14 protein-coding genes are annotated in these 16,308 nt (G+C 60.8%); 8 read left to right on the forward strand and 6 right to left on the reverse strand.

The window, feature by feature from the left end; all coding sequences use genetic code 11:
- Positions 1 to 10: 10 nt before the first annotated feature.
- On the reverse strand, positions 11 to 1,468 hold the full coding sequence (gene gltX / locus HGP16_RS00535) for a glutamate--tRNA ligase (protein ID WP_168838085.1): 1,458 nt from the start codon (positions 1,466 to 1,468) through the stop codon (positions 11 to 13).
- Positions 1,469 to 1,831: 363 nt separating this feature from the next.
- Here gltX and HGP16_RS00540 point away from each other — a divergent pair, with 363 nt between their 5' ends.
- A complete protein-coding gene (locus tag HGP16_RS00540; RefSeq protein WP_168838086.1) occupies positions 1,832 to 2,242 on the forward strand; it encodes a hypothetical protein in 411 nt (136 codons plus the stop codon).
- A 47-nt stretch (positions 2,243 to 2,289) separates the two neighbouring features.
- Here the strand turns inward: HGP16_RS00540 and HGP16_RS00545 are convergent, their stop codons facing one another.
- The 3 genes from HGP16_RS00545 to HGP16_RS00555 form a co-directional block, all read right to left on the reverse strand.
- Positions 2,290 to 3,033 (reverse strand): TerC family protein, encoded by a 744-nt coding sequence (locus HGP16_RS00545; RefSeq protein WP_168838087.1) that lies wholly within the window; start codon positions 3,031 to 3,033, stop codon positions 2,290 to 2,292.
- 148 nt (positions 3,034 to 3,181) lie between these two features.
- Positions 3,182 to 4,021, reverse strand: coding sequence for a GyrI-like domain-containing protein (locus HGP16_RS00550; RefSeq protein ID WP_168838088.1), 840 nt, complete (start codon positions 4,019 to 4,021; stop codon positions 3,182 to 3,184).
- 116 nt (positions 4,022 to 4,137) lie between these two features.
- Positions 4,138 to 4,818, reverse strand: a complete 681-nt coding sequence (locus HGP16_RS00555; protein ID WP_168838089.1) for a TetR/AcrR family transcriptional regulator — start codon at positions 4,816 to 4,818, stop codon at positions 4,138 to 4,140.
- Positions 4,819 to 4,992: 174 nt separating this feature from the next.
- Here HGP16_RS00555 and HGP16_RS00560 point away from each other — a divergent pair, with 174 nt between their 5' ends.
- The 5 genes from HGP16_RS00560 (at position 4,993) to xylA (ending at position 12,062) form a co-directional block, all read left to right on the forward strand.
- Complete coding sequence (locus tag HGP16_RS00560) at positions 4,993 to 6,213, forward strand: HlyD family secretion protein (protein WP_168838090.1); 1,221 nt, start codon at positions 4,993 to 4,995, stop codon at positions 6,211 to 6,213.
- Positions 6,214 to 6,239: 26 nt separating this feature from the next.
- Positions 6,240 to 7,841 (forward strand): DHA2 family efflux MFS transporter permease subunit, encoded by a 1,602-nt coding sequence (locus tag HGP16_RS00565; RefSeq protein WP_168838091.1) that lies wholly within the window; start codon positions 6,240 to 6,242, stop codon positions 7,839 to 7,841.
- A gap of 151 nt (positions 7,842 to 7,992) precedes the next feature.
- Entirely contained in the window at positions 7,993 to 9,018 is a 1,026-nt protein-coding gene (locus tag HGP16_RS00570) for a LacI family DNA-binding transcriptional regulator (protein ID WP_168838092.1), read from the forward strand.
- Between the two features lie 37 nt (positions 9,019 to 9,055).
- Entirely contained in the window at positions 9,056 to 10,513 is a 1,458-nt protein-coding gene (xylB, locus tag HGP16_RS00575; protein WP_168838093.1) for a xylulokinase, read from the forward strand.
- A gap of 238 nt (positions 10,514 to 10,751) precedes the next feature.
- Entirely contained in the window at positions 10,752 to 12,062 is a 1,311-nt protein-coding gene (xylA, locus tag HGP16_RS00580) for a xylose isomerase (RefSeq protein WP_168838094.1), read from the forward strand.
- A gap of 39 nt (positions 12,063 to 12,101) precedes the next feature.
- Here the strand turns inward: xylA and HGP16_RS00585 are convergent, their stop codons facing one another.
- Positions 12,102 to 12,458, reverse strand: a complete 357-nt coding sequence (locus tag HGP16_RS00585; protein ID WP_168838095.1) for a VOC family protein — start codon at positions 12,456 to 12,458, stop codon at positions 12,102 to 12,104.
- 12 nt (positions 12,459 to 12,470) lie between these two features.
- Positions 12,471 to 13,496, reverse strand: coding sequence for a LacI family DNA-binding transcriptional regulator (locus tag HGP16_RS00590; protein ID WP_168838096.1), 1,026 nt, complete (start codon positions 13,494 to 13,496; stop codon positions 12,471 to 12,473).
- Positions 13,497 to 13,662: 166 nt separating this feature from the next.
- On the opposite strand from HGP16_RS00590, the gene HGP16_RS00595 reads away from it, so the two are divergent.
- Entirely contained in the window at positions 13,663 to 15,186 is a 1,524-nt protein-coding gene (locus HGP16_RS00595; RefSeq protein WP_168838097.1) for a sugar ABC transporter ATP-binding protein, read from the forward strand.
- A gap of 60 nt (positions 15,187 to 15,246) precedes the next feature.
- Positions 15,247 to 16,257: an ABC transporter permease gene (locus HGP16_RS00600; protein ID WP_168838098.1), complete on the forward strand. Its 1,011-nt coding sequence runs from the start codon at positions 15,247 to 15,249 to the stop codon at positions 16,255 to 16,257.
- Positions 16,258 to 16,308 lie beyond the last annotated feature (51 nt).

Consider the following 16,308-nt stretch of genomic DNA (forward strand, 5'->3'; position numbering starts at 1 on the left):
TACGTCCGGTTCAATTCTTCGGGCCGACGAGGGTCGCAACGGTCTGCGCGGCAAGTTTCAGCCGCTGGCGCACGACGGAGCGGCCGAGGATGGCCATGCTATCGAAAAGCGGCAGCGAGCGCGAGGAGCCCGATACGGCGACGAAAAGCGGGGCGACGATGACCTTCAGCTTCTTGCCCATGCGGTCGGCGATGGCGCGCAGCTCGGCTTCGATCGTCTCGACATTCCATTCGAGGATCTTTTCGAGATCAGGCTGCACGGTGTTCAGGATTTCCAGCAGTTCTTCCGGTGTCGACTTGATCCTGGCGAAGGCCGAGGGATCGAGGTTGAGGTCGGACTTGAACAGGAAACCGGTGAGGTCGGGCAGCTCGCCGAGCTTGGTGATGCGCGACTGCGACAGCTTCAGGCCTTCCTGCAGGCGACTGTTTTCCATCGCCCAGGTCAGAACGCGATGCTGGAATTCTTCTTCCGAGAGCTTTTCGCGGATCCAGCGGCCGTTCAGCCAATCGAGCTTCTGGATGTCGAAGATCGCGCCGGCCTTGGAAAGGTTTTCCGGGTCGAACTTTTCCGCAAGCTCGTCCATGCTCAGAAGTTCTTCACCTTCGGCGATCTGGATGAAGAACAGGCCGAGGAAGTTCATCAGCGCTTCGGGGATATAGCCGAGGGCCGTATAATAGGAGATCGAGGTCGGGTTCTTGCGCTTCGACAGTTTCGATTTGTCGGCATTGCGCATCAGCGACAGGTGCATGAAAACAGGCGCTTCCCATCCGAGGTACCGATAGATCAGGATGTGCTTCGGCACCGAGGCGAGCCATTCCTCGCCGCGCGCGACATGGGTGATCTTCATCAGATGGTCGTCGACGACGTTGGCCATGTGATAGGTCGGCATGCCGTCGGCCTTCAGGAGAACCTGCATGTCGACGGCATCCCACGGGATTTCGACGTCGCCGTAGACGCCGTCATGGAACTTGCAGGAGCCTTCGGTCGGGATCTTCATGCGCACGACATGCGGCTCGCCTGCCGCGACTCGCGTGGTGACTTCCTCGGCCGAAAGGTTCAGACAGTGGCCGTCATACCTCGGCGGCAGGCCTGCGGCGCGCTGAGCCTCGCGCATCTTTTCCAGACGCTCCGGCGTGCAGAAGCAGCGGAAGCCGTGTCCGTTTGTGACGATCTGCTCGACATAGGGCTTGTAGAGTTCTTTGCGGTCGCTCTGGCGGTAAGGGCCGTAGGGGCCGCCGATATCGGGACCTTCGGACCATTTCAGGCCGCACCATTTCAGCGCATCGAGCACCTTGGTCTCGAATTCCGGGGTGGAGCGGGTCGCGTCGGTATCCTCGATGCGCAGGATGAACTCGCCGCCATGTTTCTTGGCGAAGAGATAGTTGAACAGCGCGATGTAAGCGGTGCCGACATGCGGCTCGCCGGTGGGGGAGGGTGCAATGCGGACGCGAACGCCTGAAGTGGTCATCTTGTTTGCCCATCATAAAAGGCCGGATCGCGCTTGGGGCAAGCGCCGTCCAGCCGAAAATGTGTATCTGGATCAGAAAACCGGCCGGAAAAGGGCGTCTTGCCGCTTCTATCAGCGTTTTCCGTATGGCTGGCCTTAGGCCATATTCAAGGGGTGGCGTCAAGGGAAACTGCGCCGCGAGGCTGCCTGGACCGGATTGCCGGCAGTGCATCTCGCATCGATTTGAGCCGATCTCCCGATTTCACAAGGTCTCTTTACTCTTCACAGGGCTACGGGAATAAAAACAGGCTGCCCGTCGAATTTGATTTGCAATTTTCGCGGCAGTGGCGAAATAGGTCCTCAATCGTTCACCGCGAGGAAACAATGAAGAAATTGGTTTTGAGCTTTTTATTGACGTTCGCCATGTTCGACACAGCGGCGGCACAATCGACAATTAAGCGCGACGGTTCGGCGCGTCTGATCGAATCCTACCGCGCCTATATCGGCAGCGACGATCTCTACAATTCCAAGGGAGAGCGCCTGACGGCGCCCTGGCAGATCATTCGCCAGGACCGCGCGAACTATCATGCCTACCGTCGCCGCGACCGTGGCGACCAGGGCGACAGCTTCTTCTCGCAGGCGTCCAATCGCCAGAAGCTGGAAGCCATGCTGGCAGATGGCAATATCGCCGACGATGCCGGGAACATCATCGTTCGCGGCAACGTCTGGATCAAGGTCGACATCTATGGACACGGGGACATCGGCCAGTGGGTCGACGTCACTGTCCAGGACTGACCAGGCGTCATGAAAGCCGCACCCGTTTTGGGGTGCGGTTTTCGCGATCAATGGCCGCTGGATGCCTTTTTCCGCCGGTTGCGCGCCAGCATGTTGAGCACTTCCACCAGGGCGGAGAAGGCCATTGCGGCGTAGATATAGCCCTTGGGCACGTGTACGCCCATGCCTTCGGCAATCAGCGTCGTGCCGATCATCAGCAGGAAGGCGAGCGCGAGCATGACGATGCTCGGGTTCTTCTCGATGAAGTTGGCGAGCGGGTTTGCGGCCACCAGCATCACCGTGACGGCGGCGATCACGGCGACGAACATGATCGGCAAATGCGGCGTCATGCCGACGGCGGTAATGATGCTGTCGATCGAGAAGACCAGGTCGAGCAGCAGGATCTGGCCGATGGCCGAGGCAAAGCTTGAGGTCGTCGACTTGGCGATGAAATCCTCACCCTGTTCCTGAGGGTCGACATTGTGATGGATCTCCTTCGTCGCCTTCCAGACGAGGAAAAGGCCGCCGCCGATCAAAATCATGTCCTTCCAGGAGAAACCCTGGCCGAAGATTTCGAAGACGGGCTGCGTGAGCTGCACGATCCAGGCGACCGTGCCGAGCAGGGCAAGGCGCATGACGAGGGCAAGGCCGATACCGATCTTGCGCGCTCTGTCGCGATGTTCGGCCGGCAGCTTGTTGGTCAGGATCGAGATGAAGATGAGGTTGTCGATGCCGAGGACGACCTCCATGACCACGAGCGTGATGAGCGCGACCCATGCGGCGGGATCCTGTAGCAGCCCAACAATATCCATAGACGATTTCCCCTTTTGTCAGCATTCGCCGATGCTGACCCCCAGCTCCGGCCTCTCCAGAATGGCCGTAATGTAAGGAGCGCCGTTCTCCGTACAAGCGCCGCCGCCAATTTCGGGGCGGCGGCGGCCTTGTTTTCAGGCTTTGCCTCTAGGCTTTCAGGGGGATCCATATCTCCGTCACGCCCGTGCCCGTACGCGGATCGAAGCGCTCGTCATAGCGTTCCATCATGTCGGGGGAGCCGCCGTGCTGCTGGCCTGATTGCGGGAGCCATTCGCCGAAGATCTGGTGCACGGTGGCGGAGATGCCGGAGATATGGCCGCGATGCGTGAAGATCGCATAACGCTGCTGCGGCAGTCTCGTGACGACGAAGCCTTCGGGCAGGTCGTCGTTGCTGGCCACCTCCGCAGCGGCCATGTAGCGAAAGCCTTCACTGCCTTCTTCCGCCTGGGTACAGACGCCATAGGCAACATTGCCGACCTGGCCCGGGATATGGTCGAAATGCTGGTTGAATTTCTGCCAGAGCGAGGGAATCGCCTGGGTGGACTCATAGGCATAGGTTTCCGCAAGGCCGGCAAGCAGCATTGCGGGGTGGGTTTCGAAGCGCGGGGCATCGAGTTTGGGAAGGCGGGTGTCGTCCATTCTGATCGGCTCCTGTAGAGCGAGGTTGCGAACGTGCCCCTGCTTGCGCAGGCTTTCCGGCGTCATGCCGAATTGCTCGCGGAAGGCACGGGTGAAAGCCTCGTGCGAGCCGTAGCCGGCATCGAAGGCAACCTGGAGAATGGTGGAAGAGCCGTCGATCAGTGTGAGGGCCGCCTCACTGAGACGGCGGCTGCGGATGTAGCTCCTGATCGAATGGCCTGTCGTCATGCCGAAGACGCGCGACAGATGATAGCGTGAAAGTCCGGCCGTCTCGGCAATCTCATCCAAAGAGATATCAGAGGTGAAATGGCTTTCGATAAACCATATCGCTCGTCCGATCGCGCTCATGCCTAACTCCCCTGGTTGCCGGGCCAGTCATAAGCGCCCGGCGGTCGCGACGCTTGATCGCAATTGCGGAGTTGGATCGCTAGCTGCTCATCGGCAACAAGGGAAGGCTTCTGGCGTCAATCCCTGCGGTCGGGGCCGTAGCCCGCGAGGAAGACGCGCACGGCGCCGCGCACGACGTAGTCGATCTCATCCTTCGATGGAGGCTCGTCCATGTCGCCGAACAGCCGCAGCTTGAAATAGCCGCCGCTGGCCATTTCGAGAAAATGGCGGGCCGCCATGTCGAAATCGTCGATCTTGAGGTGGCCGGCTGCCACCTGGCGTTCAAGAAAGCCGCGCAGCACCGTGCGCAGGTTTTCCGGGCCGGTGAAGAAGCGTTGACAGAGCGACGGCATGCGTTCGCGCACGCCGATGACCGTGCGCATGGCACTGATGGTCTTGTCCGACGTGACATGCGTCACGAATACGATGCCGAAGTCATAAAGAGACGTCGTGACATCTGCTTCGTCTGCAAGTGCGTTGCGCACGAGGTTGACGAAATAGGTGCGCTCGCTCTCCATCATGGCGGCGAACAAGTCTTCCTTGTTGGCGAAATAGACGTAGAGCGTGCCCTTGGAAACGCCGGCCTCACGGGTGACGTCGTTCATACTCGCCGCGTCGAAGCCCATCTTCATGAAGACGCGCTTGGCGCCTTCAAGAATTTGCTGGCGCTTGACCGGATCTTCGCCGGCCGCCCAACGTCCACCGGATGCAGGCGCGGGCGCGTTCAACACAGCGGCATTTTGCGGTTCGTGTTTCATCGTCTCCTTCACTCGATCATTCACTTGATCATTTTTCTGAATCTTAAACAGATTCGCCAAATAAATCGAACCGCTCAGTTCGATATCTCTTGATATGGAGTGAAAAAGGCTTTATGTCAATTGAACTGAACCGTTCGGTTCGATTAATTTAGACAGAATTTCGGTGGTAGGGCAATGTCGTCAAGTCATGGAAACAATGTAGCGCGCATCGTGGACGAGCCTGCAGATGCTGAGGTGGAAACCCGCGAAGCCGGCGTGTCTGCTGAGGCTCCCGCGGCTGAAACGCGCGGCAAACCTGCCCCCGCCCAGGCTGCGCCCACTGCTCCGGTCCCTGCGGCCCCACCGCCGCCGGAGAAGAAGCGGCGCAGCCTGGCTTTTCCAATTATCCTTGTCGTCGCTCTCGCGGCCGGTGGCTGGTACGGCTATGACTGGTGGACGAACGGCCGCTTCATGGTCTCCACCGACGACGCCTATATTGGCGGCGACATCGCGACTATACAGCCGAAGGTGACCGGCTACGTTTCCAAGGTGAACGTCGTTGCCAACCAGCAGGTCAAGGCCGGCGACGTTCTCGCCACGCTCGACGACGGCGACTACAAGCTGGCGCTGGAGCAGGCCCAGGCCTCGCTCGATACCGAGCAGCTTTCGCTCCATACCATCGATGCACAGATCGCAGCCGGCCAGGCCGCTCTTGCGCAGTCGGAAGCGCAGAAGGTTGCTCTGCAAGCCACTGTCCGTGGCGCCCAGATCACCCAGACACGCGCTGCCGAACTGCAGTCGAAGTCGGTCGGCACCACGGCCGCCTTGGATAGCGCCAACATCGCGCTCGACCAAGCCAAGGCCAACCTGGTCGGCGGCGATGCCGCGATTGCCTCGGCGCAGGCAAACATCAACCTGCTGCAGGCCCAGCGCCGGCAGGCCGAGAGCACGATCAAGGGACTGGAGGCCGCTCGTGACAAGGCTTCCCGCGACCTGTCGTTCACCGTGCTGAAGGCGCCTTATGACGGCATCGTCGGCAATCGTTCGGTGCAGGAGGGCGATCTTGTCTCTCCCGGCCAGAAGCTGATGGCGATCGTGCCGATCCGCCAGCTCTATATCGACGCGAATTTCAAGGAAACGCAGATCCAGCATCTGGTTCCCGGTTCCAAGGTCAATGTTCACGTCGATGCCTATAGCGACCATCCGATCGTCGGCACCGTCGAATCGATCTCGCCGGCTTCCGGCTCGGTCTTCTCGCTGCTGCCGCCGGAGAATGCGACGGGTAATTTCACCAAGATCATCCAACGTGTGCCTGTCCGCATCGCATTGCCGCAGGATGCGCTCAATACCGGCCGCCTGCGCGCGGGCCTCAGCGTCGTCGTCGACGTCGATACCCGCACGGCGCCGGACAGGTAAGCGATCAAGCTCGGGAGAGACGCAGCATGTCGTCCGCCAGCACTACAGCCGGGTCGCCTCCACGCGCGGCTGGACCTGCCGCACCAGCGGCGGATCACATCGACACGAAAAAACTTATCGCCTTTCTGGCGATGGTGCTCGGCATGTTCATGTCGATCCTCGACATTCAGATCGTCTCCGCCTCGCTCAGCGAAATCCAGGCGGGCCTTAGTGCCGGCTCGGATGAAATCCCCTGGGTGCAGACGGCCTATCTGATCGCCGAGGTCATCATGATCCCGCTATCGGGAACGTTGGCGCGCATCATTTCCACGCGTTATCTCTTCGCGATTTCGGCGGCCGGCTTTACCGCCGCGAGCGCGCTCGCCGCGACCGCCACCAACATCGACCAGATGATCATCTATCGTGCCCTGCAGGGTTTCATCGGCGGCGGCATGATCCCCTCGGTCTTTGCGGCGGCGTTCACGATCTTCCCGCCGTCCAAGCGCAATGTCGTCTCGCCGATTATCGGTCTGATCGCGACGCTCGCGCCCACCATCGGCCCGACCGTGGGCGGTTACCTCTCCAACGCCTTTTCCTGGCACTGGCTGTTCTTGGTCAACATTCCGCCCGGCATTGTCGTCACCATCGTGACCTGGAACTTCATCGACTTCGACAAGCCGGAATTGTCGTTGATGAAGAAATTCGATTGGTGGGGACTTTTCTCCATGGGCGTTTTTCTGGGCGCGCTGGAATATGTTCTCGAAGAGGGCAATACCAACGATTGGTTCAACGACAATTTCATCGTTGCAGGCGCAATAGCCTCGGCGATCGGAGCGGTCATCTTCTTCTATCGTGCCTTTACGGTAGAATTCCCGGTCGTCGATCTAAGAGCCTTTACCAATAAGAATTTCGCTTTCGGCTCGATGTTCTCCTTCGTGATGGGTATCGGCCTCTATGGCCTGACCTATATCTATCCGCTTTTCCTTGCTCGTATCCGTGGCTACGACTCCCTGCAGATCGGCGAGACGATGTTCGTGTCCGGCCTGGCCATGTTCTTCACGGCGCCGCTGGCCGGCTTCCTTGCAGGCAGGGTCGATCTTCGCATCCTGATGATCATCGGCTTCACCAGCTTCTCGGCCGGTACCTACATCATGATGCACCTGACGGTGGACTGGGATTTCTGGGAATTGATGATTCCGCAGATCCTGCGCGGCTTCGGCCTGATGCTCTGCATGGTGCCGATCAACAACATCGCGCTCGGGACCATGCCGCCCGCGCGCATGCGCGGCGCATCCGGCCTGTTCAACCTGACCCGAAATCTGGGCGGTGCCGTCGGTCTTGCCATTATCAATACACTGCTGACGAACCGGCAGGACCAGCATTATTTCAGTCTGCGCGACCATATTCATTGGGGCAGCCACGCCGCCGTCACCCAATTGAACAACATGGCCGCCAATTTCAACGCATCCGGCCTCGACGGCGAGCAGGCCGCATTGAAGCAGATGGTGAACATGGCGACGCGGCAGGCGATCGTGATGTCCTTCGGGGATATTTTCCTGATGCTGACCATACTGTTCCTGGCGATGATCCTCGGCGTTCTCATGTTGAGCAAACCGAGTCCGACAGGTGGCGGTGGCGGCGGTCATTGATCCAGCCCTTAAAGAATGCTCCCAAGGCACATGGCCCCTCCTCGTGAGGGGCCTTTTTTATGTATGGCCATCAGCGGAAAATCGAGCGGCCGAAAATTTTTGATTTACGTACATCAGAAATGGCGGTAAAGGATTCCGGTAGGAGGAGCCGATGAGACCGACCGTGCATGATATCGCCGCCGCCGCGGGCGTCAGCCTGGCCACCGTGGACCGCGTCTTGAACCAGCGGCCGGGCGTGCGGCTGGTGACGCGGGAGAAGGTGGAGACCGCTATTCGAGAGATCGGCTATATCCGCGACGTCGCGGCCGCCAATCTGGCCAAGGGCCGCATCTATCCTCTCGTTTTTATCGTGCCGACAGGCGACAACTCCTTTATGCACGGGCTGCGTTCAGAGGTGCATCATGCGACCATACGGGCGAGCATAGAGCGCACGGATATCCGCATCGCCGAGGTGCCGCCTTTCGATGTGCCGGCGCTGGTGGCGGCGCTTGACGCTTTTCAGGGACAGGATATCGCCGGTGTCGCCTTGGTGGCGACCGATGCGCCCGAGGTGCGGGCTGCGGTCGGCCGGCTGGTCGCGGAGCGCATCCCCGTCGTTACGCTTGTTTCCGATTTGACCGATTCCGCCCGGCATCACTATGCCGGCATAGACAACATCGCCGCCGGCCGCACAGCCGCCCGGCTGCTCGGGCGATTCCTTGGCGATCGCAAGGGTGAAATTACCGTTCTCGCCGGTTCCATGCTGGTGCGCGACCATCGCGAGCGTCTGCAGGGTTTCTCGGCTGTCATGGCCGAGGAGTTTCCCAAGCTGCGGCTGCTGCCCGTATTGGAAGGGCGTGACGATCCGGAACTCGCCGGATCGCTCGTTTCCAGGGCATTGTCCGAAAGCAGGGACATTGTCGGCATCTACAATCTCGGTGCCGGCAACAGGGGCCTGATTGCGGCCCTGAAAGCCGTCAGGCCCGAGCGCGAACTGACCGTCGTCGTGCATGAGCTGACGCAGCACACGCGCGCAGCGCTGGTGGACGGCACGATCGATGCCGTTCTCAACCAGGATGCCGGCCATGAGGTGCGCAGCGCCATCCGCGTCATGAAGGCGACCGCCGACGGCCAGGCCGTCATCGCCGATCAGGAGCGCATCCGCCTCGATATTTTCTTGAAGGACAATCTGCCCTGAGCATTCGAACGCGGCAGAGCATAGGGAGTTACATCTGATGTATTTGGGTCTCGATCTCGGAACGTCCGGCGTCAAAGCGATGCTGATCGACGGCAATCAGAAGATCATCGGCTCGGCCAATGGCGGGCTTGACGTCTCACGCCCGCATCCCGGCTGGTCGGAGCAGGATCCGGCCCACTGGATTCGGGCGACGGAGGAAGCCGTTGCCGGCCTGAAGGCGGCGCATCCGAAAGAGCTGGCGGCCGTGCGCGGCATCGGCCTTTCCGGCCAGATGCACGGCGCGACGCTGCTCGATGCCGACGACAAGGTGCTGCGCCCCTGCATTCTCTGGAACGATACCCGCAGCTATCATGAGGCTGCCGCGCTCGATGCTGACCCGCGTTTCCGGGCATTGACCGGCAATATCGTCTTTCCGGGCTTTACCGCCCCGAAGCTTGCCTGGGTTGCCAAGCATGAGCCGGAGATTTTCGCGAGGGTTCGTTGGGTGCTGCTGCCGAAGGACTATCTGCGTCTTTGGCTGACCGGCGAGCACATGTCGGAAATGTCTGACTCTGCCGGCACGTCCTGGCTCGATACCGGCAAGCGCAAATGGTCTTCCGAGCTTTTGGCGGCGACCAATCTCGACGAGAAGCAGATGCCGACGCTGGTCGAAGGCACCGACGTTGCCGGCAAGCTGCGCGGCGAGCTGGCCTCGAAATGGGGCATTGCCGGCGATGCCGTCGTCGCCGGCGGGGCAGGGGACAATGCGGCCTCAGCCTGCGGCATGGGCACGGTGAGCCATGGCGCCGCCTTCGTTTCGCTCGGGACCTCGGGCGTTCTCTTTGCCGCCAACGGCTCCTATCTGCCGAAGCCGGAAAGCGCCGTGCATGCCTTCTGTCACGCGCTGCCCAACACCTGGCACCAGATGGGCGTCATCCTCTCGGCAACCGATGCGCTCAACTGGCATTCGCATGTGACGGGCAAGTCCGCCGCCGACCTCACCAACGAGCTTGGCGAGACACTGAAGGCACCGACCAGCGTCACTTTCCTTCCCTATCTCTCGGGCGAACGCACGCCGCATAACGACGCGACGATCCGCGGTGCCTTCATCGGCCTCGGCCATGAAAGCGGCCGCGCCGCGCTGACGCAAGCCGTGCTCGAAGGCGTGTCCTTCGCCATTCGCGACAATCTGGAAGCGCTGCGCTCGGCCGGCACCGACATCGCACGCGTGACCGCCATCGGCGGCGGCTCGCGCTCCCGCTACTGGCTGGCCTCGATTGCCACCGCGCTCGGCGTGCCTGTCGACCTGCCGGCCGACGGCGATTTCGGCGCGGCCTTCGGTGCCGCGCGTCTGGGCCTGATCGCTGCCACAGGTGCTGATCCGGTCGCTGTCTGCACACCGCCGCAGACGGCGGGTACGATCGATCCCGTGGTGTCGCTGACGGATGCCTATGCGGATGCCTACAAGCGCTACCGGGCGGTTTATCCGGCGATCAAGCCGCTGTCGGCGCATTGAAGTACTGTGCGTCAGGCCCCTCATCCGCCCTTCTGAGCTTGTCGAAGGGCGGGCCCCTTCTCCCCGTTTTTTAACGGGGAGAAGGGGAAAGCGGCAGCCACTGCCCACCCCTAACGATTTGCTCGGCGAGGATACAGAGGTCGTCCCCTCTCCCCGCAAGCGGGGAGAGGGCTAGGGTGAGGGGCAACGCGACACGGCATGAATAACAATACCGAATACCAACCCAAGGAGATGAGATATGAGCACCGGATTTTTTGGTGATATCAGCAAGGTAAAATACGAAGGTCCCGACAGCACCAACCCGCTGGCCTTCCGTTATTACAACAAGGACGAAGTTGTTGCCGGCAAGCGCATGGAAGAGCATCTGCGTTTCGCCGTTGCCTACTGGCACACCTTCACCTGGCCGGGCGGCGATCCCTTCGGCGGCCAGACTTTCCTGCGTCCCTGGTTCCATGAAACCATGGAAGCCGCCAAGCTGAAGGCGGACGTCGCCTTCGAATTCTTTACCCTGCTCGGCGCTCCCTACTACTGCTTCCACGATGCCGACGTGCGCCCGGAAGGCAAGAATTTCGCCGAAAACACCAAGAACCTCAACGAGATCGTCGACTACTTCGCCCAGAAGCAGGCCGAGACGGGCGTGAAGCTGCTTTGGGGCACGGCGAACCTCTTCTCCAACCGCCGCTTCATGTCGGGCGCTGCGACCAATCCAGATCCTGATGTCTTCGCCTTCTCGGCTGCGACCGTGAAGACCTGCATGGACGCCACGCACAAGCTCGGCGGTGAAAACTACGTGCTCTGGGGCGGCCGCGAAGGCTACGAGACGCTGCTCAACACCGACCTGAAGCGTGAGCTGGACCAGATGGGGCGCTTCCTCAACCTCGTCGTCGAGTACAAGCACAAGATCGGCTACAAGGGCACGATCCTGATCGAGCCGAAGCCGCAGGAGCCGACCAAGCACCAGTATGACTACGACGTCGCCACGGTCTACGGCTTCCTCAAGAAATACGGCCTGGAAAACGAAGTGAAGCTCAATATCGAGCAAGGCCATGCGATCCTCGCCGGCCATTCCTTCGAGCACGAGCTGGCGCTTGCCAACGCGCTCGGCGTCTTCGGTTCGATCGACATGAACCGCAACGACTACCAGTCCGGCTGGGATACCGACCAGTTCCCGAACAATGTTCCGGAAATGACGCTGGCCTATTACCAGGTTTTGGCAGGTGGCGGCTTCAAGACGGGTGGCACGAACTTCGACGCCAAGCTGCGCCGTCAGTCGCTCGACCCGGCAGACCTGTTGATTGGCCACATCGGCGGCATGGATTGCTGCGCCCGTGGCCTCAAGGCTGCCGCCAAGATGATCGAGGACAAGGCGCTCTCCAAGCCGCTCGCCGATCGCTATGCCGGCTGGGACTCTGCCGAGGGCCAGAAGCTGCTGCGCGGCGAATATTCGCTCGACCAGATCGCCCAGTGGGTCGAGACCAAGGACGTCAATCCGCAGCCGAAATCAGGCAAGCAGGAACTCCTGGAAAACATCGTCAATCGTTACGTTTGATCGATATGTTCGGGAGGCGGTGGTTCATCGCCTCCCGAGCTACCGCCGGAAGGCGCGGCTGGAAATGGAGATGGAGTTTCCCGAGGGGTCCTTGACATTGGCGTAGAGATAGCCGTCGGCCTGACGCAGCGGACCGAACTCAAGTCCCTGTTCGGCGCATTTCGCGCGGAAAGCTTCGACGTGTTCAACGTCGAAAACCAGTTTCACCAGCACCTGACCCATTTTCTGGGCCTTTCCTGCCGGATGGATCATCAGATTGGCGCCGCCATCGGGTGCCTGCAGTTCGATAATCCGGTCGCCGTCCTCTCGGTGCGGCTTGAATCCGAAATGTTTCTCGTAAAAGCTGACCGTCGCTTCCACGTCGCGGACATAGAGGACGAGACGACCAAGCGGCATGGCCACGTGCTCCTATCGCCGGCTGCGCGCCGGCGCCGCAACCGAGTTTCGCACCACGAGGTCCGGCCGCAGCAGGATTTCCGTTTCGGCAGGCTCGCCATCTGACAGCAGTTCGAGCAGCAGTGCCATGGCATGCTTGCCGATCAAAGTTCGCGGCTGCCGGATCGTCGTCAGCGACGGTGTCATGAAGACGGCCTGCGGCACATCGTCGAAGCCGGTCACGGAAAAATCCTCGGGAATGTCGTAGCCGCGCGCCTTCAGGCCGATCATCACGCCGATCGCGGTCTGATCGTTGACGCACATGAAGGCTGTCGGCAGGGTGTCACGCATGAAGAGCTGCTCGATGGCGAGCCGTCCGCTCTCGATGGTGCCGTCGCCTTCGAGCACGATGCGCAGATCGTGTCCGATGCCGGCGGCGTCCAGCCCGGCTTCATATCCCATTCGCCGGCGGCTGTAGGCGAGGCGGGTACGGGAATCTCCGACGAAGGCGATCTTGCGATGACCCTCGGCAATCAAGAGATCAATGGCCTTGCGCGCGCCAGCGACATCGTCGACGCCGACATAGGGAATGCCGCCGTTGAAGACCGGCTCGAAGACGCCGACGCTCGGCGGCAGCCGGGCCGTCATCGTCTGGTGGCCGAAGGGCAGGATGCCGGTGAAGAGGATCAATCCCGCCGCCTGGTTGGAATTCAGGAACTTCAGATATTCGAGCCCGCGCTGCGCATCGTTCTGCGTGTGGCCGATGAGGATCCCATAGCCGTGCGAGCGCGCCTCATTCTCCAGGCCGATAAGGATATTGGAGAAATTGGGGTCGCCGATATCGGGCGCCACCACGAGAATCATGTTCGATCGGCCGAGCCGGAGGCTGCGCGCCATGGCATTGGTGGTATAACCGGTGATGGCAATCGCCTGATTGACTTTCAGCCGCGTCGAATTGGCGACTTTCTCCGGCATATGGATGGCCCGCGAAACCGTTGCTATCGAAACATTGGCAATTCGGGCGACGTCTTCGATAGTTGCGGGCGTGGAATTCGACACTGCGCTCTGCCTTGGGTCTCGTCTGGGGCTGGAGACTACACAGACTTCGGTGGAGGTCAAAGGTGACCGCGAAAAATTATGCGATATCCCATGATGTAAACCTTTACACAGATTATGTAAAGGTTTACACAGCATAGAAAGCGGGTGGGACCGCAGGGAGGATTCAATGAGTTCGGAAGCCGTCGACGGTACGGTCGTGCTGTCTGCGAGGGGGATATCGAAATCCTTCAGTGGCGTGCAGGTGCTGTTCAGCGTCAACTTCGATCTGAAGGCCGGCGAGATCCATGCGCTCATGGGCGAAAACGGCGCCGGCAAGTCGACGCTCGTCAAGGTTCTGTCCGGTTTCGAGCAGCCGACGTCGGGCGAAATCCTGCTCGATGGCAAGCCGGTGAAGCTGCCGCCGAACGGTGCCGCCGAGGCGCTCGGCATCGTCATCATCCACCAGGAATTCAATCTCGCGGAACATCTGACCGTCACTGAGAGCCTGTTTCTCGGTCGCGAAGTCACGCGGTTGGGTGTGCTCGACCGCAAGCATATGCGTGCCGAGACGCGGCGTGTGCTCGATCTCCTCGGCTCGCATGTCGACGAGAACGCCATAATCAGCTCGCTCTCAATCGCCGACAAGCAGATGGTGGAGATCGCCAAGGCGATCAGCCGCGATGCGCGCATCGTCTTCATGGACGAGCCGACCGCTGTTCTTTCGCGCGAGGAGACCACTTTCCTGTTCAAGCAGGTGCGTAAGCTGCGGGATCAGGGAACGAGTTTCGTCTTCGTCTCCCACAAGCTCGATGAGGTCATGGAGTTGACGGATCGGGTCACTGTGCTGCGCGACGGCCAATGGGTGAAGACATCGCCGACCTCGCTGCTCGACGGCGAATCGATCGCCCAGCTGATGGTCGGGCGCGAACTCTCCAGCCTCTATCCCGCCAAGAACGAGCCGGATGTCGACGAGAAGGTAGTGCTCAGCGTCAGCTCGCTTTCGACGGGCTACGTGCATGATGCGAGCTTCGAGCTGCGCAAGGGCGAGATTCTCGGTTTTTCCGGCATGATCGGCTCGGGCCGCACCGAACTGATGGAAGCGATCGTCGGCCTGCGCTCGCGCGCCTCCGGCGATGTCGTCGCAAACGGCCAAGCGGTGCCGGCGCATGACGTGCATGCCGCCATCGACGCCGGGCTTGCCTATATGACCAAGGACCGCAAGTCGAAGGGCCTGCTTCTGAATTCGGGCATGGTCGTCAATTTGACCCTCCAGTCGCTCGACCGGCACGGCAAGTTCGGTTATCTGAGCGCCTCCAGCGAGGCGGATGCGCTGGCGCGGGCGCGTCGGCTCTTCGACATCCGGGTTCGGGACGGGAATATCGTTGCCGGCCGCATGTCCGGCGGCAACCAGCAGAAGCTGCTGCTGGCAAAGGTCATGGAGACCGAGCCGCAGATCATCATCATCGACGAGCCGACCCGCGGCATCGATGTCGGCACGAAGCAGCAGATCTATCATTTCATTTCAGCGCTGGCGCGTGATGGTCATTCGATCATCGTGATCTCCTCGGAAATGCCCGAGGTGATCGGGCTGTGCACGCGGATCGCGGTCATGCGCGAGGGGCGGATCGTCGGTGTGCTCGAAGGGGAAGAGATCTCCGAGCAGGAAATCATGCGTTATGCGGCGGGCCTGAAGAGAAAGACCGCTGCCTGAACGGGCGGCACAGGACAGGGCGAATTCCCAGCAGTCATGGGACGGAGGTTGGTTTTGGTTATGAGCGTAGGCGAAGACAGCAGCGGGAAAACCGGTCGGCGGGGCCGTTCCTGGCGGGATGTCGATCTCAGGGCCGTTGCACCGTTTGCAGCGCTGGTGCTGCTTCTGATCGTGGGCGCATTGGTCAATCCGAACTTCATCGGCATCACCAATCTCACCAATGTCGCGACGAGATGCGCCTATATTGCGATCATTGCAGTCGGTGCCACTTTCGTCATCTCGGCGGGTGATCTCGATTTGTCCGTCGGCGCGATGGTTGCCTTCGTCGCAAGCCTAATGATCCTCCTGATGAATTCGGGTGTTATCGCCGATCCCGCGCTGATGCTGGCGGCCGCCGTGCTGTTCTCGATCGTCGCGGGTACCTTGTGCGGCCTGGCTAATGGCCTGATCACGACCATGGGCAAAATCGAACCGTTCATTGCGACCCTCGGCACGATGGGCGTCTACCGCGGCTTGACGACCTGGCTGTCGCAGGGCGGCGCAATCACCTTGCGGCCGGCGAATCTGCAGGCACTCTACAAGCCCGCCTATTATGGCTCTGTACTCGGCGTGCCGGTACCGATCGTGATTATCCTTGTCGTCACCGGCATTGCGGCCTTCATTCTTTACCGTACCCGCTATGGGCGGCACGTCATCGCCGTCGGCTCCAATCGCGACGTCGCGCGCTACTCCGGCGTGGCGGTCAATCGCGTCCGCACCATCGCCTTTGTCATTCAGGGCCTGTGCGTTGCGATCGCCGTGCTTCTCTATGTGCCGCGGCTGGGTTCGACCTCGGCAACGACGGGCAGCTTGTGGGAGCTGCAGGCAATCACCGCCGTCGTCGTTGGCGGCACGGCGCTGAAGGGCGGAGCGGGCAGGGTATGGGGCACGATCTGCGGCGCCTTCATCCTTGAGCTGGTCGGCAACATCATGCTGCTTTCCAATTTTATCAGCGAGTATCTGCTGAGTGCCATCCAGGGCGCGATCATCATCATCGCCATGCTGGTTCAGCGCTCGCTTGCTCGCAAATAGCGAATAACCGGGTCAGAGGGCGCCCGGTCCTTAATGGCAAGGCCCTGTCTC

It is taken from the genome of Rhizobium sp. P40RR-XXII, assembly GCF_012641405.1.
Classification (GTDB): Bacteria; Pseudomonadota; Alphaproteobacteria; order Rhizobiales; family Rhizobiaceae; genus Rhizobium.

Bases quoted from the DNA above. Each gene is read 5' to 3' on its own strand.
- gltX (WP_168838085.1), bottom strand. From the start codon at position 1,468: ATGACCACTTCAGGCGTTCGCGTCCGCATTGCACCCTCCCCCACCGGC.
- HGP16_RS00540 (WP_168838086.1), top strand. From the start codon at position 1,832: ATGAAGAAATTGGTTTTGAGCTTTTTATTGACGTTCGCCATGTTCGAC.
- HGP16_RS00545 (WP_168838087.1), bottom strand. From the start codon at position 3,033: ATGGATATTGTTGGGCTGCTACAGGATCCCGCCGCATGGGTCGCGCTC.
- HGP16_RS00550 (WP_168838088.1), bottom strand. From the start codon at position 4,021: ATGAGCGCGATCGGACGAGCGATATGGTTTATCGAAAGCCATTTCACC.
- HGP16_RS00555 (WP_168838089.1), bottom strand. From the start codon at position 4,818: ATGAAACACGAACCGCAAAATGCCGCTGTGTTGAACGCGCCCGCGCCT.
- HGP16_RS00560 (WP_168838090.1), top strand. From the start codon at position 4,993: ATGTCGTCAAGTCATGGAAACAATGTAGCGCGCATCGTGGACGAGCCT.
- HGP16_RS00565 (WP_168838091.1), top strand. From the start codon at position 6,240: ATGTCGTCCGCCAGCACTACAGCCGGGTCGCCTCCACGCGCGGCTGGA.
- HGP16_RS00570 (WP_168838092.1), top strand. From the start codon at position 7,993: ATGAGACCGACCGTGCATGATATCGCCGCCGCCGCGGGCGTCAGCCTG.
- xylB (WP_168838093.1), top strand. From the start codon at position 9,056: ATGTATTTGGGTCTCGATCTCGGAACGTCCGGCGTCAAAGCGATGCTG.
- xylA (WP_168838094.1), top strand. From the start codon at position 10,752: ATGAGCACCGGATTTTTTGGTGATATCAGCAAGGTAAAATACGAAGGT.
- HGP16_RS00585 (WP_168838095.1), bottom strand. From the start codon at position 12,458: ATGCCGCTTGGTCGTCTCGTCCTCTATGTCCGCGACGTGGAAGCGACG.
- HGP16_RS00595 (WP_168838097.1), top strand. From the start codon at position 13,663: ATGAGTTCGGAAGCCGTCGACGGTACGGTCGTGCTGTCTGCGAGGGGG.
- HGP16_RS00600 (WP_168838098.1), top strand. From the start codon at position 15,247: ATGAGCGTAGGCGAAGACAGCAGCGGGAAAACCGGTCGGCGGGGCCGT.